A 24366-nucleotide genomic window follows, 5' to 3' on the forward strand; every position below is an offset into this window, starting at 1 on the left:
GGTTCTCTCCTTTTTTCAAAGGAGAAATGATACCGCTTACTCATGTATGCGGATGAAAGGAATAGGAGAAAGATGGATAGACATTTTTTTGAGAAACGCTGTCACTATAGTATAAGAAAATTTGCAATCGGTGCAGCCTCCGTTATGATTGGTGCTAGTATCTTTGGCGCCAATATGGTTCAGGCGGCAGAAACGGCAGCACCTTCAGAAACAGAGGGAAGTATCACCCATGTTCAAGCCCTGGATAAGCTACCAGATGATTTAGCCGCTGCGCTTGAAAAAGCAGATGCAGAAGCTGCAACAGAAGCAAGTCATGAAGAAACTCCAGCGACTGATGAGAGAACCAATCCTCCAGCAAGTGAAGAGACAAAACCAGAGACAAGTCCTGCAAGTCCCAAACCAGCAGAAACGCCGAAACCGGTTGAAACACCAAAGGCAGATAAACAACCTGCGGAAACCCCTACACCAGCAGTAAAACCAGTTGAAAAGCAAATCGAAGATAGAGAAGATATCAACCATCTCGAGGGTGCTACTGCTCAGGCAAGCAACCATGAGACTGGTACCAACTTTACTGCGGATAAAGCTATCGACGGAGATGACAATACTCGTTGGGCTACAGACAAAGACGCACCAAAACCAACTTTTGAATTGACCCTTCCTAAGACAACCTTGATCAAACATGTAGAAATTGACTGGGATCGTCGTCTTCGTAATGGGCAAAATGACCCTAATATCAAATCTTGGAGTCTCTACTATGCAGGTCAAGAAGACGTGGGCGCTAACGGAGAAAAACAATGGAAACTCGCTCATACCAAGACTGGAAATCCTGTTTTAGATGAGAAAGTTGACCTAGCTGAAAGTATTCAAGCTAAGTACCTCAAATTAGAGATCAATGACTACCAAGCTGGCACAATGGGCTGGAGAAACGTTGGTATCCAAGAAATTCGAGCTTATTCAAACGTTCCGGACCATAGTAAGGTAACGGATATCCGCCAAGTAACCGAACTAACAGTAGCAGAAGATGGACAGTCTCTTGTCTTACCAACTTTACCAGGAAAAGTCAGTCTCATCGGAAGCAATAAACAAGGTGTAATTGACCTTCAAAATCACATCCATAAACCTCTGACAGATCAACGTGTCAAGGTCATGGTCCAACAAATCAGAGACAGTCATACCTTTACAAAAGAGTTTGAAGTAGTCATCAAGGGGCTACATCAGGACGAAGGTGTGGGTGTGAAGCCAAAAGTAGCACCAGCTGTTCAACAATGGTATGGGAAAGAAGGCCAATCTTCTATCACTTCAGATACAGTCCTTGCGACAGGAGATTCGGGCTTTGATCAGGCTACAACTTTCTACCAGTCAGACCTTGCCAGCCGTGGATTGGAACTGGCGACAGGTGACAAGCAGGCTCAAAAACGAATCGAGTTTAAAAAGGTTGAAAACAAGGGTTATGGTAAAGAAGGGTATGGCATCACTATCCAAAATGATGTGATTACCATCGAAGCTGCCACAAACACAGGAGCCTTCTACGCCACTCGTACCCTTCTTCAAATGGGAGAAAGTAACCTCCAAAATGGCGAAATTCGAGATTTCCCAAATTTCAGCCACCGTGGCTTTATGTTGGATACAGGTCGTAAATTTATCCCTTATGACACCCTCGTAGACATCATGCTCAACATGGCCTACTACAAGATGAACGACTTGCAGTTGCACCTTAATGATAACTATATCTTCCTCAAGGAACACTTGGCAGGTAAGAATTTGAGTTCAGAAGAACAACTCAAGTATGTACTTGAACACGCTAAGACTGGTTTCCGTTTGGAGACAGATATTGTCGGTAAGAATGGTCAAAAATTAACATCAGATGAGCATTATACCAAGGAAGAAATGCAAAATCTGATTAAACTTGCCAAGGCCTTGCATATCAATCTAGTGCCAGAAATTGACACACCAGGTCACGCTCTATCATTTGTCAAAGTCCGTCCAGACCTCATGTATCAAGGTAGTTTGAGCGATTATGCAGGCAAGCACAATGTTGAGCGCGTAGCCATGCTAGACTTGGATAACAAGTACGAAGAAACTCTTAAATTTGTCAAATCAGTTTATGACAAACTTCTCGATGGTCCAGATGCACCGCTTCATGGCGTGTCCACTGTTCATATCGGAACGGATGAATACTATGGCAGCAGAGAAAGCTATCGCCGCTATGTCAATGATTTGACCCAATATATCAAGTCTAAAGGTTACACCCCTCGTATCTGGGGATCGCTCAGTGCGAAACGTGGGAACACTCCTGTTGATTGGAACGGAGTAGAGGTTGATATCTGGAGTATCGGATGGCAACGACCAAATGAGGCCATTGCTCAGGGAGCTAAGATTATCAATATCACGGATGTACCGACCTATAGTGTGCCAAGTGGAAGCAATAGTCAAGCAGCCTACGGGGACTATGCTAACTACGAACGTCAGTACAATAGCTGGACACCGAATGATTTTAGAACAGGTGGAGGTCCACTTCTACCAGCTTCTCATCCAAGTATTCTTGGTGGTGGGCACGCAGTTTGGAATGATAACATTGACCTTCATGAGACCGGTTTGACCTCTTATGACATCTTCAAACGCTTCTTCAAGAGCATGCAAACCACTGCAGAACGCACTTGGGGATCTGACCGTGCAGCTGCGACCTTTGCAGAACGCACCCTACCAACGAGCCCTTATGCGCCACAGTCAAATCCTGATAAAGAGATTGATCAAAGCGACTTGTTTACCATCAATTCTGAAACAGTCAAGAACTATGCAAGCAAGAAAGTGAAGGCAAGCGAACAGGGATTGGCTTTTGAGAAAGATAGCAGTATCGAAGGCTTGGCTGGTGATGTTGGTCCAAGTCACGTCTTGAAGTTTGATGTAACTGTCACTGGAGACGGGGAACAAACCTTCTCAACAAGTGGGGACAATCGTATCTATCTAGCTGATAAAGACGGCTATCTTGCTTACCAGTTTGAACAGTTCCATATCCAATTCAATAAAAAACTTGAAAAGAACAAACGTTATCAAATCTCCATCGTGACCAAACCACAATCTACAGAAGTCTATGTGGATGGTGAAAAGATTGAGCGTATTGCAAATCCAGCCCACCCTCGTTTTGCCCACAATAGCTTGGTTCTACCGCTTGAAAGCATCGGTGGTTTCAAAGGAATCTTGCATAGTGCAGAGTTGTCAGACAAAGCATTTGTAAACCCTCGTTTGATTTCAAATGATAAGATTACTGCAACCGCAAGCAGTCAGCAACTTCCAGGAAACGCGACTGAAGGCGTTGTTGAAAAGGCCTTTGACAATGATCCAAATACCTTCTGGCATACTAAATGGACTGGTGACACTGCGCCATACACTCTTACTATGACCTTGAAAGAAGCAGAAAAAATCAATGGTTTGACCTATCTCCCACGTCCAGGTGGTGGAAATGGTGTTGTGACGCGCTACGAAATCTACGCACAAAAAGATGGCCAAATGGTCAAGGTTTCAGAAGGAAGCTGGGACAACAACGCCCAAGAAAAAACAGTCAACTTTGCGGCGGTACATACCAACAAGATTGAGTTGAAAGTATTGGAAGGCGTTGGTGGTTTTGCAAGTGCTGCTGAAATTCATCTATTGAAACCTGTTAAAGAAGAGCAAGAAACGCCTGCACCAAGTCAACCAGAAAAACCAACTACTCCTGAAAAACCAAAAGTAGACCAAACCGGTGATGGAACAGTTGAATTGGCAGATCAATTCACTGCAAGTAAACCAGCTAGCGAAGACAGCATTGCAGCTGCCAGCAAGAGCGCAGACTATCTCAAGAAAGAGTACAAGGTCTTCCCAACTCCACAAAAAGTGACTTATGGAGAAGGTGTCACAGCTCTTCGCAAGCAAGTCAATCTGGTCATGGGTGATCAACTCGATATCTATACTCGCAATCGCTTGAAGAGTGTTTTGCAGGACAATCAAGTATCTTATACAACTGGTAAGTCAGCAATCGCTGGCGCAACCAACATCTATCTTGGAGTGCATGGACAAGGTTCACAAGCAGAGCAAAACTTGTCCAATGTTTCAGCAGGTCTCTTTGACAAGATTGACGCCTATGTCTTGAGCATCAAGGATAACTCGATTTCCATCGTCGGAAAAGACACTGATGCAGTTTTCTATGGTTTGACAACCTTGAAACACATGCTCAAGGAAAGTCAAGTGCCAGTCCTTCGTAATGTGACAGTAGAAGATTACGCAGAGCTCAAGAACCGTGGTTTCATCGAAGGTTACTATGGAAATCCATGGTCGAATGCCGATCGTGCAGAGCTCATGCGTTTTGGTGGCGATTTGAAATTGAATCAATACTTCTTTGCACCAAAAGATGATCCGTACCACAACAAGAAATGGCGAGAACTCTATCCAGAAGAAAAACTAGCAGAAATCCGTGAACTTGCTCGTGTCGGAAATCAAAGTAAAACTCGCTATGTCTGGACTATCCATCCATTCATGAACAACCGCATCCGCTTTGGCAATGAGGCGCATTACCAAGAAGATTTGGCAACCATCAAGGCCAAATTTACCCAGTTGATGAAAGTGGGTGTCCGCGAATTTGGTATCCTTGCAGATGATGCTCCAAGCCCAGTCGGAGGCTACAATAGCTACAACCGCTTGATGCAAGATATGACCAAGTGGTTGACTGAAATGCAGGGAACTTACAGCGGTCTTCGTAAAGAAATGATCTTTGTTCCAGGTCAGTATTGGGGTAATGGACGTGAGGATGAGTTGAAATCTCTCAATGAAAATCTCCCAAGATCAACAACCATGACCTTGACGGGTGGTAAGATTTGGGGTGAAGTCTCTGAAAGCTTCCTTACAACTCTCAAGAACAATCTATCCGCAGGTGGCAAGACTTATCGCCCAGTTTCACTTTGGATTAACTGGCCTGTAACAGATAATTCTAAACAACACTTGATTCTAGGTGGTGGTGAGAAATTCCTTCATCCAAATGTGGATCCAAGCTTGCTATCTGGTATCATGTTGAATCCAATGCAACAGTCTGAACCATCTAAGATTGCCCTCTTTTCAGGAGCTCAATACTCATGGAAACAGTGGAAATCAGAAGAAGAAGCTAAGAAAATCAATAACATTGCCTTCAACTTTGTAGAAAATGGTCATTTTGAAGATAGCAAGGTATCAGCAGCCTTCCGCGAACTTGGTAAGCACATGATCAACCAAAACATGGATAATCGTGTCGTCAAACTAGAAGAATCTGTAGACTTAGCTCCAAAATTAACAGACTTCATGACCAAGCTTAAAGCAGGTCAGGATGTGACTGCCGAACGTGCAGCCTTGCGTGCAGAATTTGCCAAGATTAAAGAAGTAGCCGAACTCTATAAAGCATCAGGCGATAAAAAAATGGTTGCGCAAATCCACTATTGGTTGGATAATGCAATCGACCAAATGAATGCCCTCGATGCCTTCCTTACAGGAACTGAAGCCATGGCTACAAACGATGCAGCCAAACTTTGGGATAGCTACTATAAAGGTTTGAAATTGTACGAACAGTCTCAAACTCACACCTTCCATTATGTAGACCATATGGAAAAAGCTGAATTGGGTGTTCAACATATTCGTCCATTTATCCTATCCCTGAAAGAAGTTCTAGCGTCTGAAGTTCAAAAAGTCTTGCATCCAGACCAAATCATCAGCACCTTTATCACCAATCGAACAGGGGTAGAAGGTGGTTTGGCAGAAGTAACGGATGGCGATTTGGCAACTCATGCGATTATTAAATCACCAAATAGCATCAAGACAGGTGATTATATTGGTATGAAGTTCAACAAACCAGTAGCGATTCAAACCTTGACCTTTGCAATGGGAACGCAGGCAAATCCACGTGATACCTTTAGTAAGGCAGAAGTGCAGTATCAAGATGAAAATGACAACTGGGTAACCTTGAAAGAGCCAAGCTATGTCGGAAATGAATCCCTTCTTAAGTTTGAAAATCTCAATATCAAGGCCAAGGCAGTTCGCATGATTGCGACAGCAGACCGTGAGAATACTTGGTTTGCAGTTCAGGAAATTGCAGTCAACCGTCCAGTTGAAAAAGCTCGTAGCCAACAAGCAACGACAGTTAGTCTAAGCTCAAATCTAGTTTACAAACTAAATACCTCAGCTCGTCAAATCACTGATGGCAAGGACAATACAGAAGCCATGATGGCAAATGCTGACGGTAGCAATACCACTCCAGTAGATGCCTGGGCACAACTTGACCTCGGTGAAGTCAAGTCAGTCACTAAAGTACGACTTCGCCAAGGAACGGGTGATAAGCTTGCCACAGGTGTACTTGAGTATTCTACAGACGGTACTACTTGGCAGGAACTTGATCGCTTGGCAGGGGAGCAAACCAAGGAAGTGACTAGAGCAATCAATGCTCGTTATATCCGAGTACGCAATACTAAGGCCCTCGACCTCTGGTGGCGTATCCAAGACTTCTCTGTTGAGACACGCTCTGGAAACAGTGAGTTAACAGACACCAACGTCGACGCCTTGAAGGAAACACCAGTAGTGGATAGCTTGGGCAGTTACGAGCTTCAAATTCCAGCTGGAACCAAACTCCCTGCTCATAGCTATCTAGGAATGAAGCTTGACCGTATCCATCAGGTCAAGAGCATCCAGCTTCAAGGCCAAGCCAACCCTGCTCTTAGCCTAGAGTACTCTGCAAATGCGCAAGAATGGATTCCAGCTAGCCAGTTGACTGATAGATCTGCAGCAAGCCACTTAGTACGTTATGTGCGTCTGGTCAATAAAACAGATCAGGAACAAGCTGTGACAGCCACTTCTCTCCTTGTGACGACCAAAGAAGTGCAACCAACCAAACTAGAATCTACAACAATGGGCATTCATCCAACATACGGAAGCAATGATGTTCGTAAGCTGAACAACCTAGATCAACTATTTGACGGTGTTTACAACAACTTCGTTGAGTTTTCAGACTATGCCCATAAAGATGGTCATGTGACCTTGAAACTTGGTAGCGAACGTACCATCAAGAAGATCAGAGCCTATATCCAAGACGGAACTCAAAACTATCTTCGTGATGGTAAGATTCAAGTCAGCCAAGACGGTAAAACTTGGACAGATGTCGTTACAGTAGGAGATGGTGTGGCCAATAGCCAACACGATGATTCATTGACAGATGGTTGGACACATGATTCTAAGATGCCAGGAAATCGCTATATCGAAGGTGAATTGACGACACCAGTCAAAGCCAACTATCTCCGTGTCCTCTATACAGCAGACTATGATGCCCGTTTTGTAGGCTTTACAGAACTGGTCATCAACGATGGTGAATTTGTCAAACCAATCAATGATCCAACAGTAGAAGGAAGTAGTGGAGAAAGCCAAGGCAACCTTTATAATAATCTTGTAGACGGCAAAGTCTTGACCAGCTACAAGTCTGAAAAAGACAAGGGCGAATTGGTGTATCACTTGTCTGAGCCAACTAATGCCAACCATCTTCGTCTTGTCTCTAGTCTTCCTGAAGGAGCGAAAGCACGCATTCTTGCTAGAACACTCAAGGATGGTCAAGACAGCTGGACAGACCTTGGTGCCATTACATCTAGTCTCCAAACCTTTGCTATCCGAAATGGTGGCTCTCTTCTAGACGTCAAATTAGCCTGGGAAGGTGGCAAGGCCGAGTTTTATGAATTGGCGAGCTTCTATCAAGAATTGACAGAAGAACCGGTTCAATCAAGTAAGGGTGAAGAGCCAGCACCCGTTCTTGAGGTTCCTGAATTCACAGGTGGTGTCAATGCAGTTGAAGCGGCAGTGCATGAGGTACCAGAATACACAGGCCCACTTGGAACAGCCGGAGACCAAGCGGCACCGACAGTTGAGAAGCCTGAGTTTAATGGTGGTGTCAATGCAGTTGAAGCCTTGGTACATGAACTTCCAGAATACACAGGCCCAGTAGCAACAGTAGGCGACCAACCAGCTCCGACAGTTGAGAAGCCTGAGTTTAATGGTGGTGTCAATGCAGCTGAATCCTTGGTACATGAGCTTCCAGAGTACACAGGCCCAGTAGCAACAGTAGGCGATCAAGCCGCTCCAACTGTAGAGAAAACTGAGTTTAAACTTAGCTCTTTAGCTTCCGATCAAGGTAAGACGCCAGATTATAAGCAAGAAATAGCTAGATCAGAAACAGCTGAACAAATCTTGCCAGCAACTGGTGAGAGTCAATCTGATTCAGCCCTCTTCCTAGCAGGTGTTAGCCTAGCCCTATCTGCTCTCTTTGTAGCAAAAACAAAGAAAGACTAGTATTCAACAAAACCTCTTAACAAGATTACAAAATCAGTTTCTCATCTTTTCCAATGAGGTTTATAGTACGCAGAAAGCCTGAGAAGATTTCTTCTCAGGCTTTTGCTAATCATATAAATACTATACTGCTATGAAAAAATCACCCAGAATACTCTGGGTGATAAATGTTATGGTTGTGCTGGTTGCGGATTCTGGTTTTGTTGGCCAGGGGTTGTATTTGATTGTTGCGTATTATTGTTAGGATTGGTAGTCGTACTATTATTTGTGCTTGTATTTGTGCTTGGAGTAGTTGAGCTTGACTGAGAAGTCGAGCTCTCAGATGTTGAGCTAGAACTTTCAGGTGTTGGGGCTTGCTGTGGAGCAGGTGTAGTCCATGTAGAACGAGCACCATTTTTAAAGACAAATTCTCCACCTCTGTAGAGTCCTTCTGGCATAGTCCAGTCACCAGGATGATCATCTTCAGATAGATAAGTCATCATCGAACGGTAAACCTTAGCAGCAACATAGAAGCCATCACCAACGATAGGAGTAAGGCGGTTCGAGTAACCAGTCCAAACGGCCATTGAATATTTACGAGTATAGCCAACGAACATTTCGTCCGGAGCTACATAACCCGTATTTTTAATGTAGTTTTCAATCTCATCATCTGTATAGTTTGACGTACCAGTTTTACCAGCTTGTGGTAGCCAAGGGAGGTAGGCTCCTCGACCAGTTCCGTATGCCAAAACGGTTTTCATCATATCTGTCATCATATAGGCTGTCGTTTCTTTCATAGCACGTGTACCAGAATCAGAGAATTCTTTTGAACTGCCATCACTAAAGACAATCTTATTGATATACATAGGTTTGCGGTAGATACCGCCATTGGCAAAAGCAGCATAAGCCGCAGCCATCTTCTCGCTGCTTGCTCCATACTTTTTGTCAGATTCGGTTGTATTACTTGAAATAGCATTAGCATAGTGTATGCTTGGGTAGTCAATACCGAGTCCATTTAGAAACGTCTTGGCACGATCAAGTCCTACTTTCTCTAGCGTTTCTACAGCCGGCACATTCCGTGATTGCTGGAGAGCATACTGGAGTGTTATGTTTCCAAAGTAACTCTTATCCCAGTTATAGACAGGGGTAGAGGTTCCAGGATAATTATAAGGACTATCGTGAACAATCGAAGCAGTTGAATCATAAACGCCGTATTCCAAAGCAGGAGCATAGTCTGTAATAGGCTTCATGGTAGAACCCCAGTCACGGTTAGTTTCTACAGCCTGGTTTATTCCAAAGGAAACGTTACTTGATTGGTGGCGAGCACCTAATTGGGCAATGACTTTCCCGTTTGTGACATCAACGATAGTAGAGGCTACCTGTAACTCATCATCTGGATAGTTGACATACTCGTCCGTATTGTAAATATCCCAGAGACGTTGTTGGACCTTAGAATCAACGTTTGTGTAGACTTCCATACCCGTAGTTAAAAGGTTGTAACCTGTTTCCTGTTCAACTTGGTCAATCACCTCTTTGAGGTAATTATCCATGTATGGAGGATAACTGTTAGCTGATTTTAGGCTTTGAAGTCCATCTGTAATCGGAGTATTAATCGCTTTTTCGTATTGTTCGGCTGTAATGTAACCTTGCCCCTTCATCTCAGAGAGGACGAGATTACGGCGTTCTTGGGCGGCTTCCGGATGCGAGTATGGATCATACTGGTTTGGAGCCTGAGGCATTCCGGCAAGGAGGGCCAATTGAGGGATACTCAAATCTTTGAGGTCTTTGCCATAGTAACTTTGAGCGGCCGTTTGCATTCCGTAGTTCCCGTTTGACATGTAAACCTTGTTGATGTAGTAGGTCAAGATCTCTTGTTTAGTCGCTTTTTGTTCTAGCTGGACGGCGAGCCATGCTTCCTGAGCCTTACGAGAAAGGGTTTGGTCAGAAGTTGACGTAGAGAAATAGGTTAACTTGATCAACTGCTGCGTCAAAGTTGAAGCTCCTTGAAGGCCTCCGCCACCACGAAGATTTCGTAGGGTGGCACCTAGGATACGGATAGTATCAATTCCTCGGTGATTAAAGAAGCGATGGTCTTCAATCGAAACAATAGCGTTGACCAAATCGGTCGGGATTTCGTTTGCTTGAGCATTGACCCGACGTTCTGATCCAAGATCAGCGATGAGTTCATCGTTATTGTCATAAATTTTACTAGACGTTGTAGCGACTAGTTTACTTTCAGATAGGGCTGGAGTCTTGCTAACATAGTAGAGAAAGAGACCTCCGCCCAGCATAATAGCTGCGATAAATACAGTTAAGAAGCAGATACTGATATATTTAGCTATTCGCAGGATAGTTTGTTTGTTCATCTTGTTTTACCACCTAGTAAATGTTCTTTGATAATATCGAGATAGGGAATTTGGGGAAAGGCACCCAGCTCAATCCTATATCCATTTTCTCGAATATATCCAAGTGGCATTGACTTTTGTCCCTTATCTTGATGATAGAAACGAATCAGGTCAACAGCCGGCAATAAATAAGTTTCTTGCTGAGAAGCAAAGTGAAGAAGGACAAAGCAGATTCCTCGCTGGGCAAGGACCTGTTCCATATGTTGAATCTGATGGTGATGGAAATTCTTCATCGGAATCGCATGTTTTTGCCTAGTTTCCTTTGCTTCAAAGTCGATGTAATATCCATCATAAACTCCTGAATAGTCTGTGGTTGAGGCTTGTCTAAAGTAGGCTTCAACGATCTTGGCTCGACTTCGTTGGGGATAGTCAACACGTACGATTTGGATGGGAGTTGGTTTCTTGTGAATCACTGCCATCCCATGCGACAAGTAATAATCGTTCGTAGCGTTGATCATCTTTTCAAAAGACATTCCCCGATTTGCGAAATTTTTAGTTTGTGACGGGGGAGCTTGTCTCTTCTGTGATGAAATTTTATGTGGATAGTTGACCATAATTCTCCTTATTGGTACAATAACATCACTCTATTATATCATAAATTTACAAAGAAAGGGTTAAAAATGACAACAGCCTTGATTTTAGGCTATTCTGCCTTCGACCTTGGTCTCTTTAATGATAAGGATATTCGCGTTGATATTATCAAAACAGCTATTCGGAGAGACCTGGAGCGTTTAGCGGAGGAAGGGGTGAACTGGCTTGTATTTACTGGGGCTCTGGGCTTTGAGTACTGGGTGCTTCAGGTGGCAAAAGACATGAAAATAGACTATGGATTTCAGCTGGCGACCATTTTTGATTTTGAAACCCATGGCAGTAACTGGAATGAAGCCAATCAAGTGAAGTTGAGCGAATTCAAGCAAGTTGATTTTGTCAAATATGCCTATTCACAGTATGAACACAAGGGACAACTACGTGATTATCAGAAATTCTTACTGGAGAACACAGATATTTGCTATCTTTTTTATGATGAAGAAAAGGAAACTAAGTTACAATATTTTTATCAAATGATGAAAAATCAAGCGGACTATGTTACAAGACGATTAACATTTGAGGATTTGAATGAACTAGCAGAAAATTTTTCTGAAAAGTAACCCTTTGACCTTGATTTTTACTTGTCTTTTTTTATATAATAATACTAGTAACCCAGAATGGAGAGAGACATGGCAAGTATTATATTTTCAGCAAAAGATATTTTTGAACAAGAGTTTGGACGCGAAGTACGTGGATATAGCAGAGCAGAGGTGGATGAATTCCTAGATGATGTGATTAAGGATTATGAAACCTACGCGGCTTTGGTTAAATCCCTTCGCCAAGAAATTGCCGATTTGAAGGAGGAGTTGTCTCGTAAACCACAGGCGGCTCCAACTCAGCCTGATTCTATCGAAGTTGCCGCTTCTACCTCGATGACAAATTTTGATATTTTGAAACGCTTAAATCGTCTCGAAAAAGAAGTATTTGGTAAGCAAGTCTTAGACAATCAAGATTGATATTGAGTAAGGGATGAGTGCAATTTTTGGATAATCGCGTGAAGAGAATCTCTTTTCATGAGGAAAGTCCATGCTAGCACAGGCTGTGATGCCTGTAGTGTTTGTGCTAGGCGAAACCATAAGCCTAGGGACGAGAGATCGTTACGGCAGTCGAAATGGCTAAGTCTTCGGATAGGTCAGAATAGGCTTGAAAGTGCCACAGTGACGGAGTCTTTCTGGAAACGGAGAGAGTGGAACGCGGTAAACCCCTCAAGCTAGCAACCCAAATTTTGGTCGGGGCATGGAGTGCACGGAAACGAACGTAGTACTCTGACTACTAGCAGATTTATGCTGTTAGTGGTAGACAGATGATTATCGAAGGAAGTGGTCCTAGTCACTTCTGGAACAAAACATGGCTTATAGAAAATTGCATATAGGTTGGGGCTGAGAAATCTTTCTCAACCTCATTTTTTAAAGTGAACAAAAGAAAGGTCTTGCAAGACTGTAAAATGAAAGAAAAATTTAATTTAATCGCAACTGCTGCAGCGGGTCTCGAGGCTGTCGTTGGACGAGAGGTACGAGATCTGGGTTATGATTGCCAGGTTGAAAACGGCCGTGTTCGTTTCCACGGTGATGTGAAGGCAATCATTGAGACCAATCTTTGGCTTCGTGCAGCGGATCGCATCAAGATTGTGGTCGGAAGTTTTCCAGCTAAGACCTTTGAAGAGCTTTTTCAAGGTGTTTTTGCCCTAGATTGGGAAAACTATCTCCCGCTTGGGGCGCGTTTCCCGATTTCCAAAGCCAAATGTGTTAAGTCTAAACTTCATAACGAGCCCAGTGTTCAGGCTATTTCTAAGAAAGCTGTTGTGAAGAAATTACAGAAACACTATGCCCGCCCAGAAGGGGTTCCCTTGATGGAAACTGGTCCTGAGTTTAAGATTGAGGTGTCCATCCTTAAGGATGTAGCAACTGTTATGATTGATACGACAGGTTCTAGCCTCTTTAAACGTGGTTATCGTACGGAAAAAGGTGGAGCGCCTATCAAGGAAAATATGGCAGCGGCCATTTTGCAACTTTCCAACTGGTATCCAGATAAGCCCTTGATTGATCCAACCTGTGGTTCAGGAACTTTCTGTATCGAGGCGGCTATGATTGCCAGAAAGATGGCACCGGGTCTTCGCCGTTCTTTTGCTTTTGAGGAATGGAACTGGGTCAGCGATCGGTTAATCCAAGAGGTGCGTACGGATGCTGCTAAGAAAATCAATCGTGAGATAGAGCTGGATATCATGGGCTGTGATATAGACGCTCGTATGGTTGAAATTGCCAAGGCAAATGCCCAAGCAGCAGGTGTGGCAGGTGATATCACCTTTAAACAAATGCGGGTACAAGACTTGCGCTCGGACAAGGTAAATGGAGTCATCATTTCCAATCCGCCATATGGTGAGCGTTTGTCTGATGATGCAGGAGTTACGAAACTTTATGCTGAGATGGGACAGGTCTTTGCACCACTGAAAACCTGGAGTAAGTTTATCCTGACCAGTGACGAAGCTTTTGAAAGTAAGTACGGAAGTCCAGCAGATAAAAAACGAAAACTTTATAACGGGACCTTAAAAGTGGATTTGTATCAATACTTTGGTCAGCGTGTGAAACGCCAAGAGGTAAATAGAAAGGTAAACTCATGAGCAAGAAAAGACATGATCGTCATAAAAAAGAACAGCAAGAGCCACAATTCGACTTTGACGAAGCAAAAGATTTGACTGTTGGTCAAGCAATTCGTAAGAATGAGGAGGTTGAGGCTGGAGTATTGCCTGAAGACAACATCTTGGACAAATACATCAAACAGCACCGCGAAGAGATCGAGGCAGATAAGTTTGAAACTCGTCAGTTTGAAAAAGAAGAGTTGGCTTCCACTCAAAACTTAGAGGAATTGATCCAAGAAGTTCGTGAAACAAGTGAACTTTCTGGAGAGGTAGACGATTCAGACCTGGTTTCCGAGGAATCTAGTGAAGAGATAGACAATGAAGAAACTACTCAGTTTGTTCCACCACTTCAAGATGAGGAAAGTACTGAAATAGAGCCTCTCGTTTTAACAGAAACAGCATCCAAGGAAATGAATGAGGAAAATGAGGAACAAGAAGAAACCTATACTTCCCTATCACGATCAGTACAGACGGAACCTGAAACAGGCTCTAAAAAGAAACGTGTGATTACCATCGTTTCTGTGGTAGCTGCGATTCTTGTTCTTGCTGGGACGTATTATGTCTACCGTCAGGTATCTCGTTCGAACCAAGAAATTCAGTCTTCTCAATCATCTTCAGGAAATCAAGAATCGCAAACCGACTTGCAAGAGTTCAATACGCTTTATGATTCCTTCTATACAGATGCCAATAAGACTGCTTTAAAAAATAGCCAGTTCGATAAGTTGAGCCAGTTAAAAACCTTACTGGATAAGTTAGAAGGTAGCCGTGATTATACACTAGCTAAGTCAAAATACGATAGCCTAGCAACTCAAATCAAGGCCATTCAAGATGTCAACGCCCTCTTTGAAAGTCCAGCTATTACTGATGGTGTCTTGAATACCAATGCTAAAGCCAAGGCGGATGCTAAGTTCACGGAAGTTAAAACGGGAAATACAGAGCTTGATAAACTGTTAGATCAGGCGATTAGTCTTGGTAAGAGTCAACAAACCAGTGCTTCCAGCTCAAGTTCTAGCACGAGTCAAGCAAGCTCAAGTTCAGCTACAGAAAGCAGTGCAAGCAGTACGACGCCTTCAACAAGTACCACGGCACCGGCTAGAGATACAAATGGTGGTTTATCTGGCGATGGGGTTAATCTTCAAAGAAGTGCTAGTCGTGTACCCTACAACCAATCAGCTGTAGACGATAGCAATAACCCTGCTTGGACGTTTGCAGATGGTGTATTGGAACAAATCCTAGCAACCTCACGTGCTCGTGGCTATATCACTGGCAACAAATACATTCTCGAACGTGTCAATATTGTAAACGGAAACGGCTATTACAACCTCTACAAACCAGATGGAACCTACCTCTTCACCCTCAACTGTAAGACTGGTTACTTTGTAGGGAATGGTTCTGGCCATGCAGATGACTTGGACTATTAGGAGTCCGTTACAAAATTCTTTCCTTTCATAGGTAAAAATGATAAAATAAAACAAATTAAATAAGAGGAGTGTCACATGACAAAAGCTAACTTTGGTGTCGTAGGTATGGCCGTAATGGGTCGTAACCTTGCCCTAAATATCGAATCTCGTGGTTATACAGTTGCCATTTACAACCGTAGTAAAGAAAAAACAGAAGATGTAATTGCTTGCCATCCTGAAAAGAACTTTGTGCCAAGCTATGACGTGGAAAGCTTTGTAAACTCAATCGAAAAACCTCGTCGTATCATGCTCATGGTTCAAGCAGGACCTGGTACAGACGCAACTATCCAAGCCCTTCTTCCCCACCTTGACAAGGGTGATATCTTGATTGACGGAGGAAACACTTTCTACAAAGATACCATCCGTCGTAATGAAGAGTTGGCAAACTCAGGTATCAACTTCATCGGTACAGGTGTCTCTGGTGGTGAAAAAGGTGCCCTTGAAGGTCCTTCTATCATGCCTGGTGGACAAAAAGAAGCCTACGAATTGGTTGCTGATGTTCTCGAAGAAATTTCAGCTAAAGCACCAGAAGATGGCAAACCATGTGTGACTTACATCGGTCCTGATGGAGCTGGTCACTATGTGAAAATGGTCCACAACGGTATCGAGTATGGTGACATGCAATTGATCGCAGAAAGCTATGACCTCATGCAACACTTGCTTGGCCTTTCTGCAGAAGACATGGCTGAAATCTTTACTGAGTGGAACAAGGGTGAATTGGACAGCTACTTGATCGAAATCACAGCTGATATCTTGAGCCGTAAAGACGATGAAGGTCAAGATGGACCAATCGTAGACTACATCCTGGATGCTGCAGGAAACAAGGGAACTGGTAAATGGACTAGCCAATCAGCTCTTGACCTTGGTGTGCCATTGTCACTCATCACTGAGTCAGTATTTGCTCGCTACATCTCTACATACAAAGAAGAGCGTGTGCATGCTAGCAAGGTCCTTCCAAAACCAGCTGCCTTCAAATTTGAAGGTGACAAGGCTGAGTTGATCGAAAAGATCCGTCAAGCCCTTTACTTCTCAAAAATCATCTCATACGCACAAGGTTTTGCCCAATTACGTGTGGCTTCTAAAGAAAATAACTGGAACTTGCCATTTGCGGACATTGCATCTATCTGGCGTGATGGCTGTATCATCCGTTCTCGTTTCTTGCAAAAGATTACAGATGCCTATAACCGTGATGCAGACCTTGCAAACCTTCTTTTGGATGAGTACTTCTTGGATGTTACTGCTAAGTACCAACAAGCAGTGCGTGATATCGTAGCTCTTGCTGTTCAAGCTGGTGTACCAGTGCCAACCTTCTCAGCAGCTATTACTTACTTTGATAGCTATCGTTCAGCAGACCTTCCTGCTAACTTAATCCAAGCACAACGTGACTACTTTGGTGCCCACACTTACCAACGTAAAGACAAAGAAGGAATCTTCCACTACTCTTGGTATGACGAAAAATAAGTAGGTCTGCCATGGGGAAACGGATTTTATTACTTGAGAAAGAACGAAATCTCGCTCATTTTCTCAGTCTGGAACTCCAAAAAGAGCAATACCGTGTTGATCGGGTCGAGGAGGGGCAAAAAGCCCTCTCCATGGCTCTCCAGACAGATTATGACTTGATTTTACTGAATGCTCGTCTGGGGGATATGACGGCCCAGGATTTTGCAGAGAGGCTGAGTCGAACAAAACCAGCCTCAGTGATCATGGTCTTGGACCATCGCGAAGAATTGCAAGACCAGATTGAGACAATCCAGCGCTTCGCCGTTTCTTACATCTACAAGCCAGTGATTATTGATCAGCTGGTGGCTCGTATTTCAGCGATTTTCCGAGGTCGGGACTTTATCGACCAACACTGTAGCCAGATGAAGGTCCCAACGTCTTACCGCAATTTGCGTATGGATGTAGAACATCATACCGTTTATCGTGGCGAGGAGATGATTGCTCTGACGCGCCGTGAGTATGACCTTTTGGCCACTCTCATGGGAAGCAAGAAGGTCTTGACTCGTGAGCAGTTATTGGAAAGTGTTTGGAAGTACGAAAGTGCGACAGAAACCAATATTGTGGATGTTTATATCCGTTATCTACGTAGCAAGCTTGATGTAAAAGGACAAAAAAGCTACATTAAAACCGTGCGTGGTGTTGGGTACACCATGCAAGAATAGAAAAGCAGTTGCAGTTGTGTAACTGCTTTTTTTGAGGAATTTCTATATATTGACATACAGTCGGGTCTTTGCTACAATCAGTTATGGAGGAAAGATCGAATGAAAAAATTTAAAATAATGATGCAAGTTGGACTGACAGTTTCTTTATTTGCTTTGTTAGCGACAAGCACCGTCTTTGCGGATGATACTGATTCAGAAGGCTGGCAATTTGTCCAAGAAAATGGTAGAACCTACTACAAGAAGGGAGAACTCAAAGAAACCTACTGGCGAGTGATTGATGGGAAGTACTATTATTTTGATCCTTTATCTGGAGAAATGGTTGTCGGCTGGCAATATATACCTGCTCCACACAAAGGGGTTACGATTGGTTCTTCTCTAAGGCAAGATATTGCTTTTAGACCAGATTGGTTTTACTTTGGTCAAGATGGGGTATTACAAGAATTTGTTGGTAAGCAAGTTTTAGAAGCAAAAACTGCTACAAATACCAACAAACATCATGGGGAACAATATGATAGTCCAGCAGAGAAACGAGTCTATTATTTTGAAGATCAGCGTAGCTATCACACTTTAAAAACTGGTTGGATTTCTGACGGAGGGCATTGGTATTATTTACAGGAGGATGGTAGCTTCGATGCTCGTATCGACAGTTTAATGGTTGGGGAGCCAGTACGTGGTTGGATCAATGATAACTCAACTTGGTACTATCTCGATCCAACAACTGCTGCAATGCAAACTGGGTGGCAACAACTTGGCAATAAGTGGTACTATCTCCGTTCATCAGGATCTATGGCAACTGGTTGGTACCAGGAAGGCTCCACTTGGTATTATTTAGACGAGCCAAATGGCGATATGAAAACGGGCTGGCAATACCTTGGGAACAAGTGGTACTATCTCCGTTCATCAGGATCTATGGCAACTGGCTGGTATCAGGAAGGCTCGATTTGGTACTACTTACATGCAAGTAATGGAGATATGAAGACAGGCTGGTTCCAGGTCAATGGCAAATGGTACTACGCTTACAGCTCAGGTGCTTTAGCAGTGAATACGACCGTAGAAGGCTATTCGGTCAACTATAATGGCGAGTGGGTTCAATAATGAAAGAGGCGATTGTGAAGGAAACAATCGCTTTTTTTGTGAAAATATAATAAAATAGATAGGAGAAATACTACTGTATGAAATGAGACGGTCTTTTCGTCTGGTTAAAGGAAAACATGACAAAAAAAGTTGGTGTCGGTCAGGCACATAGTAAGATTATTTTAATAGGGGAGCATGCGGTCGTATACGGCTATCCTGCCATTTCCCTGCCTCTCTTAGAGGTGGAGGTGACATGTAAGGTGGTCCCTGCTGAAAGTCCGTGGCGTCTCTATGAGGAGGATACCTTGTCCATGGCGGTTTATGCTTCGCTGGAGTATTTGGATATCAAAGAAGCCTGCATTCGATGTGTGATTGACTCGGCTATCCCTGAAAAACGGGGAATGGGTTCGTCAGCGGCTATCAGCATAGCAGCCATTCGAGCTGTTTTTGACTACTATCAAGCCGACCTGCCTCATGATGTACTAGAAATCTTGGTCAATCGGGCTGAGATGATTGCCCATATGAATCCAAGCGGTTTGGATGCTAAGACCTGTCTCAGTGACCAGCCCATTCGCTTTATCAAGAATGTTGGTTTTACAGAACTTGAGATGAACCTATCTGCCTATTTGGTGATTGCAGATACAGGTGTGTATGGTCACACTCGTGAAGCCATCCAAGTGGTTCAAAGCAAGGGGAAGGATGCTCTGCCGTTTTTGCATGCCCTGGGAGAATTGACCCAGCAGGCAGAAGAGGCAATTAGACGAAAAGATGCTGAGGGACTGGGACAAATCTTCAGTCAAGCGCATTTACATTTAAAAGAAATTGGTGTTAGTAGCCCTGAGGCAGACTCCCTCGTTGAAACGGCTCTGAGCCAGGGTGCTCTAGGTGCCAAGATGAGTGGTGGTGGGCTAGGAGGCTGTATCATAGCCTTGGCAACCAATTTGACTCAAGCTCAAGAACTAGCAGAAAGATTAGAAGAGAAAGGAGCTGTTCAGACATGGATCGAAAGCCTGTAACAGTACGTTCCTACGCAAATATTGCCATTGTCAAATATTGGGGAAAGAAAAAAGAAAAAGAGATGGTTCCTGCTACTAGCAGTATCTCTTTGACTTTGGAAAATATGTACACAGAGACGACTTTGTCGCCTTTACCGACGGATGCGACTGCTGATGCCTTTTATATCAATGGTCAACTTCAGAGTGAGGATGAGCATGCCAAAATGAGCAAAATCATTGACCGTTACCGCCCAGAAGGTGAGGGCTTTGTCCGTATTGATACCCAAAACAACATGCCTACCGCAGCGGGCTTGTCCTCAAGTTCCAGTGGTTTGTCCGCCTTGGTCAAGGCCTGTAATGCTTATTTCCAGCTTGGTTTGAATCAGAGTCAGTTGGCGCAGGAAGCTAAGTTTGCCTCAGGTTCTTCCTCTCGGAGCTTTTATGGACCACTAGGTGCCTGGGATAAGGATAGTGGGGAAATTTACTCTGTTGATACAGACCTGAAACTAGCTATGATTATGTTGGTGTTAGAGGATAAGAAAAAACCAATTTCTAGCCGTGATGGAATGAAACTTTGTGTGGAAACCTCGACGACCTTTGATGATTGGGTTCGTCAGTCTGAGAAGGATTATCAGGATATGCTGGTCTATCTCAAAGAGAATGATTTTGCCAAGGTTGGGGAATTAACGGAGAGGAATGCCCTTGCTATGCACGCTACGACGAAAACAGCATCGCCAACCTTTTCATATCTGACGGATGCGTCCTATGAAGCCATGGACTTTGTCCGCCAACTTCGTGAGCAAGGGGAAGCCTGCTACTTTACCATGGACGCCGGTCCCAATGTCAAAGTCCTCTGTCAGGAGAAAGACTTGGAGCATTTATCAGAAATTTTCGGTCAACGTTACCGCTTGATTGTGTCAAAAACAAAGGATTTGAGCCAAGATGATTGCTGTTAAAACTTGCGGAAAACTATACTGGGCAGGTGAATATGCTATTTTAGAGCCAGGACAGTTGGCCTTGATAAAGGCGATACCTATCTATATGAGGGGAGAGATTGCCTTTTCTGATAGCTACCGTATCTATTCAGATCTGTTTGATTTTGCAGTGGACTTGACGCCAAATCCTGACTACAGCTTGATTCAAGAAACGATTGCTCTAGTGGAAGATTTCCTCGTTTATCGTGGGCAAGCCTTGCGACCTTTTTTCTTGGAAATCCGTGGAAAAATGGAACGCGAAGGCAAAAAGTTTGGTCTGGGTTCTAGTGGTAGCGTCGTTGTCTTGGTGATCAAGGCCCTGCTGGCTCTGTATGATATTACGGTTGATCAGGATTTCTTGTTCAAGCTGGCTAGCGCGGTCTTGCTCAAGCGAGGTGACAATGGTTCTATGGGAGACCTTGCCTGTATTGTGGCAGAGGATTTAGTTCTCTACCAGTCTTTTGATCGAAAGAAGATAGCTGCTTGGTTGGAAGAAGAAAGTTTGGAGACAGTTTTGGAGCGTGACTGGGGCTTTTCCATCTCACAAGTGAAACCAGCCCTAGAATGTGATTTCCTAGTGGGATGGACCAAGGAAGTAGCCGTATCGAGCCAAATGGTTCAGCAAATCAAGCAAAACATAGACCAGAATTTTTTAAGTTCCTCAAAAGCAACGGTATCTGCTTTGGTAGAAGCCCTGGAGCATGGGAATGCAGAAAAAATTATTGAGCAGCTGGAAACAGCCAGTCAGCTTTTAGAAGGTTTGAGCCCAGATATTTACACACCTTCGTTGAGACAGTTGAAAGAAGCCAGTCAAGATTTGCAGGCTGTTGCCAAGAGTAGTGGCGCTGGTGGTGGTGACTGTGGGATTGCCTTGAGTTTTGATGATCAATCAACTGAAACCTTAAAAAACCGTTGGGCCAATCTGGGGATTGAGCTCTTATACCAAGAAAGGATAGGACATGACGACAAATCGTAAGGACGAGCATATCCGCTATGCCCTTGAGCAGAAAAGTTCCTATAATAGCTTTGATGAGGTGGAGTTGATTCATTCTTCCCTGCCTCTTTATGACCTGGATGAGATTGATTTGTCTACAGAGTTTGCAGGTCGAAAGTGGGACTTTCCTTTTTATATCAATGCCATGACAGGTGGGAGCGACAAAGGTAAAGAAATCAATCAAAAACTGGCTCAGGTGGCAGAAGCCTGTGGGATTTTGTTTGTGACGGGATCTTATAGCGCAGCCCTAAAAAATCCTACAGATGACTCTTTTTCTGTCAAGACTAGCCATCCAAATCTCCTCCTTGGAACCAATATTGGATTGGACAAGCCTGTCGAGTTAGGACTTCAGACTGTGCAAGCGATGAATCCTCTTCTTTTGCAAGTGCATGTCAATGTTATGCAGGAATTACTCATGCCTGAGGGAGAAAGGAAGTTCAGAAGCTGGCAAGCGCATCTGGCAGACTACAGCAAGCAAATCCCCGTTCCTATTGTCCTAAAGGAAGTGGGCTTTGGAATGGATGTGAAGACCATCGAGAGAGCTTATGAACTGGGTGTTCGAACGGTTGACCTGTCAGGTCGTGGTGGTACCAGCTTTGCTTACATTGAAAACCGTCGTAGTGGCCAGCGTGATTACCTTAATCAATGGGGCCAGTCTACTATGCAAGCCCTCCTCAATGCTCAAGAATGGAAAGACAAGGTCGAACTTTTGGTTAGCGGAGGGGTTCGAAATCCTCTTGATATGATTAAGTGCTTGGTATTTGGTGCCAAGGCTGTAGGACTGTCACGTACCGTTCTAGAGTTGATTGAAACCTACACAGTCGAAGAAGTGATTGGCATTGTCCAAGGCTGGAAAGCAGATTTACGCTTGATTATGTGTGCCCTTAACTGTGCCACTATAGCGGATCTGCAAAAAGTAGACTACATTCTTTATGGCAAACTTAAAGAAGCAAATGATCAGATCTAAAGAGGTCGGGACAAGAATCCCGCCCTTTTTTGTATCTCTTTGTCAACCGCTTTTTCCATCCTCAGACCGAGGTGACTTTTTTGAATTGTGATAAAATAGTAGGGAGAGGATGCATCTATGAAAAAATTTCAAATCTTTTTATTTATCGAATCCTGTCTATTGACGGGAGCTCTGATTTTGATGGTATCAGAGCATTTTTCGCGTTTTCTGCTGATTCTATTCCTCTTCTTGCTCTTGCTCCGCTATTATACAGGGAAAGAAGGCAATAATATTTTCCTCCTTGTGGCGACTATTCTTTTCTTTTTCATCGTCATGCTCAACCCCTTCGTGATATTAGCTATCTTTGTAGCGGTCATATACAGTCTCTTTCTTCTCTATCCGATGATGAATCAAGAAAGAGAGGAGACCGACTTGGTCTTTGAAGAGGTGGTAACGGTTAAAAATGAACGCAATCCTTGGTTTGGCAATCTCCATCATTTCTCTAGCCACCAGACCTGCCAATTTGGCGATATCAATCTCTTTCGCCTCATGGGCAAGGATACCATTCATTTAGAAAGAGTTATCCTAACCAATCATGACAATGTCATTATCCTTAGAAAGATGGTCGGAACGACTAGGATTATCGTACCTGTAGATGTGGAAATCAGCCTCAGTGTCAACTGCCTCTATGGAGATCTAACTTTCCTCAATCAACCCAAGCGAGCCCTTCGCAATGAACACTATCATCAGGAAACCAGAGACTATCTCAAGAGTAACAAGAGCGTCAAGATTTTCCTAACTACTATGGTTGGCGATGTGGAGGTGGTCAGAGGATGAAAAAGCAATCGTATCTGTTAATCGGTCTGACTTCTTTCCTCTTTATCCTCTTTTTGACTAATAGTCTACTTGATATTTTTGAACTGGATTGGTCCTATTTGCTACAGGATATCGAGAAAACAGAGAAACTCATCTTCTTGATCTTGGTCTTTAGCCTTTCCATGACCTTCTTTTTTGTCCTTTTTTGGCGCGTGATGGAAGAAATTTCTCGCAGAAAAATGCAGGTTAATCTCAAGCGACTGCTAGCAGGAAAAGAGGTGGTTGCCTTTGCAGATCCAGACTTGGATGCCAGTTTTAAGTCCTTGTCTGGCAAGCTCAACCTCTTGACAGAAGCTGTTCAAAAGGCTGAAAATCAAAGCCTGGTCAAGGAAGAAGCAATCATCGAGAAAGAACGGAAGCGGATAGCACGTGACCTGCACGATACAGTTAGTCAGGAGTTGTTTGCGGCCCATATGATTTTATCAGGTGTCAGTCAACAGGCTTTGAAGCTGGATAGAGAAAAGATGCAGACCCAGTTGCAAAGTGTCGCAGCTATCCTTGAAACAGCCCAGAAAGATTTGCGGGTCTTGCTCCTACATTTGCGACCTGTTGAGTTGGAAGAAAAGAGTTTGGTTGAGGGGATTCAAATCCTCTTAAAAGAGCTTGAGGACAAGAGTGATCTCAAGGTAAGCCTCAAGCAAAATGTGTCTAAATTGCCTAAGAAGATTGAAGAACATATCTTCCGTATTTTACAGGAATTGATCAGCAATACCCTCCGCCATGCCCAGGCATCTTGTTTGGATGTCTATCTCTATCAGACAGATGTTGAATTGCAGCTGAAAGTGGTGGACAATGGGATTGGCTTCCAGTTAGGAAGTTTAGATGACTTGAGTTATGGACTGCGAAACATCAAGGAGCGGGTTGAAGATATGGCAGGAACGGTTCAACTTTTGACAGCACCTAAGCAAGGACTGGCGGTTGATATCCGTATTCCCCTGCTAGACAAGGAATGATAAAGG

At 43.7% G+C, this 24366-nt stretch carries 16 protein-coding genes and 1 other RNA gene; 15 read left to right on the forward strand and 2 right to left on the reverse strand.

The annotated features are described in order from the left end of the window. The first annotated feature begins 72 nt into the window (after positions 1 to 72). Positions 73 to 8322 carry an SIALI-17 repeat-containing surface protein gene (locus tag EKB01_RS05210; RefSeq protein WP_167265924.1) on the forward strand — a complete coding sequence of 2750 codons (8250 nt, stop codon included), beginning with the start codon at positions 73 to 75 and terminating at the stop codon, positions 8320 to 8322. 167 nt (positions 8323 to 8489) lie between these two features. Here EKB01_RS05210 and pbp1a read toward each other — a convergent pair whose 3' ends face one another. Continuing rightward, on the reverse strand, positions 8490 to 10664 hold the full coding sequence (gene pbp1a / locus EKB01_RS05215) for a penicillin-binding protein PBP1A (protein ID WP_167265927.1): 2175 nt from the start codon (positions 10662 to 10664) through the stop codon (positions 8490 to 8492). After that, positions 10661 to 11257 carry a Holliday junction resolvase RecU gene (gene recU / locus EKB01_RS05220; protein WP_000248761.1) on the reverse strand — a complete coding sequence of 199 codons (597 nt, stop codon included), beginning with the start codon at positions 11255 to 11257 and terminating at the stop codon, positions 10661 to 10663. The genes pbp1a and recU overlap by 4 nt, the downstream gene beginning before the upstream one ends. A gap of 66 nt (positions 11258 to 11323) precedes the next feature. Between recU and EKB01_RS05225 the strand changes: the two genes are divergently transcribed. From EKB01_RS05225 to EKB01_RS05290, 14 genes are all read left to right on the forward strand, one after another. Continuing rightward, a complete protein-coding gene (locus EKB01_RS05225) occupies positions 11324 to 11851 on the forward strand; it encodes an SLOG family protein (RefSeq protein ID WP_007520633.1) in 528 nt (175 codons plus the stop codon). Between the two features lie 69 nt (positions 11852 to 11920). Beyond that, positions 11921 to 12247, forward strand: a complete 327-nt coding sequence (gene gpsB / locus EKB01_RS05230; protein ID WP_007520632.1) for a cell division regulator GpsB — start codon at positions 11921 to 11923, stop codon at positions 12245 to 12247. Positions 12248 to 12269: 22 nt separating this feature from the next. Further along, positions 12270 to 12651, forward strand: an RNA gene (rnpB, locus tag EKB01_RS05235) — RNase P RNA component class B. Positions 12652 to 12735: 84 nt separating this feature from the next. Next, the gene (locus EKB01_RS05240; RefSeq protein WP_167265930.1) at positions 12736 to 13908 is read left to right on the forward strand and encodes a class I SAM-dependent RNA methyltransferase; all 1173 of its coding nucleotides are present in this window, start codon (positions 12736 to 12738) and stop codon (positions 13906 to 13908) included. Beyond that, positions 13905 to 15347, forward strand: a complete 1443-nt coding sequence (locus EKB01_RS05245) for a cell division site-positioning protein MapZ family protein (protein ID WP_167265933.1) — start codon at positions 13905 to 13907, stop codon at positions 15345 to 15347. Before EKB01_RS05240 ends, EKB01_RS05245 begins: the two co-directional genes overlap by 4 nt. A 75-nt stretch (positions 15348 to 15422) precedes the next feature. Then, positions 15423 to 16847 carry an NADP-dependent phosphogluconate dehydrogenase gene (gene gndA / locus EKB01_RS05250; protein ID WP_007518502.1) on the forward strand — a complete coding sequence of 475 codons (1425 nt, stop codon included), beginning with the start codon at positions 15423 to 15425 and terminating at the stop codon, positions 16845 to 16847. 11 nt (positions 16848 to 16858) lie between these two features. Next, positions 16859 to 17548, forward strand: coding sequence for a response regulator transcription factor (locus tag EKB01_RS05255; protein ID WP_000518035.1), 690 nt, complete (start codon positions 16859 to 16861; stop codon positions 17546 to 17548). A 99-nt stretch (positions 17549 to 17647) separates the two neighbouring features. Continuing rightward, on the forward strand, positions 17648 to 18643 hold the full coding sequence (gene cbpF / locus EKB01_RS05260; protein WP_061588437.1) for a choline-binding protein CbpF: 996 nt from the start codon (positions 17648 to 17650) through the stop codon (positions 18641 to 18643). A 116-nt stretch (positions 18644 to 18759) separates the two neighbouring features. After that, positions 18760 to 19638 (forward strand): mevalonate kinase, encoded by an 879-nt coding sequence (gene mvk / locus EKB01_RS05265; RefSeq protein WP_000163309.1) that lies wholly within the window; start codon positions 18760 to 18762, stop codon positions 19636 to 19638. After that, positions 19620 to 20573 carry a diphosphomevalonate decarboxylase gene (mvaD, locus tag EKB01_RS05270; protein WP_096421692.1) on the forward strand — a complete coding sequence of 318 codons (954 nt, stop codon included), beginning with the start codon at positions 19620 to 19622 and terminating at the stop codon, positions 20571 to 20573. Before mvk ends, mvaD begins: the two co-directional genes overlap by 19 nt. Beyond that, complete coding sequence (locus EKB01_RS05275; RefSeq protein WP_096421694.1) at positions 20560 to 21567, forward strand: phosphomevalonate kinase; 1008 nt, start codon at positions 20560 to 20562, stop codon at positions 21565 to 21567. The genes mvaD and EKB01_RS05275 overlap by 14 nt, the downstream gene beginning before the upstream one ends. Continuing rightward, complete coding sequence (gene fni, locus EKB01_RS05280) at positions 21551 to 22552, forward strand: type 2 isopentenyl-diphosphate Delta-isomerase (protein ID WP_167265936.1); 1002 nt, start codon at positions 21551 to 21553, stop codon at positions 22550 to 22552. Before EKB01_RS05275 ends, fni begins: the two co-directional genes overlap by 17 nt. A gap of 117 nt (positions 22553 to 22669) precedes the next feature. Further along, positions 22670 to 23368, forward strand: a complete 699-nt coding sequence (gene liaF, locus EKB01_RS05285; protein ID WP_167265939.1) for a cell wall-active antibiotics response protein LiaF — start codon at positions 22670 to 22672, stop codon at positions 23366 to 23368. Beyond that, on the forward strand, positions 23365 to 24360 hold the full coding sequence (locus EKB01_RS05290; RefSeq protein ID WP_109289663.1) for a sensor histidine kinase: 996 nt from the start codon (positions 23365 to 23367) through the stop codon (positions 24358 to 24360). Before liaF ends, EKB01_RS05290 begins: the two co-directional genes overlap by 4 nt. Positions 24361 to 24366 lie beyond the last annotated feature (6 nt).

It is taken from the genome of Streptococcus sp. CCUG 71758 (assembly GCF_011714815.1).
GTDB classification, from domain to species: domain Bacteria; phylum Bacillota; class Bacilli; order Lactobacillales; family Streptococcaceae; genus Streptococcus; species Streptococcus halitosis.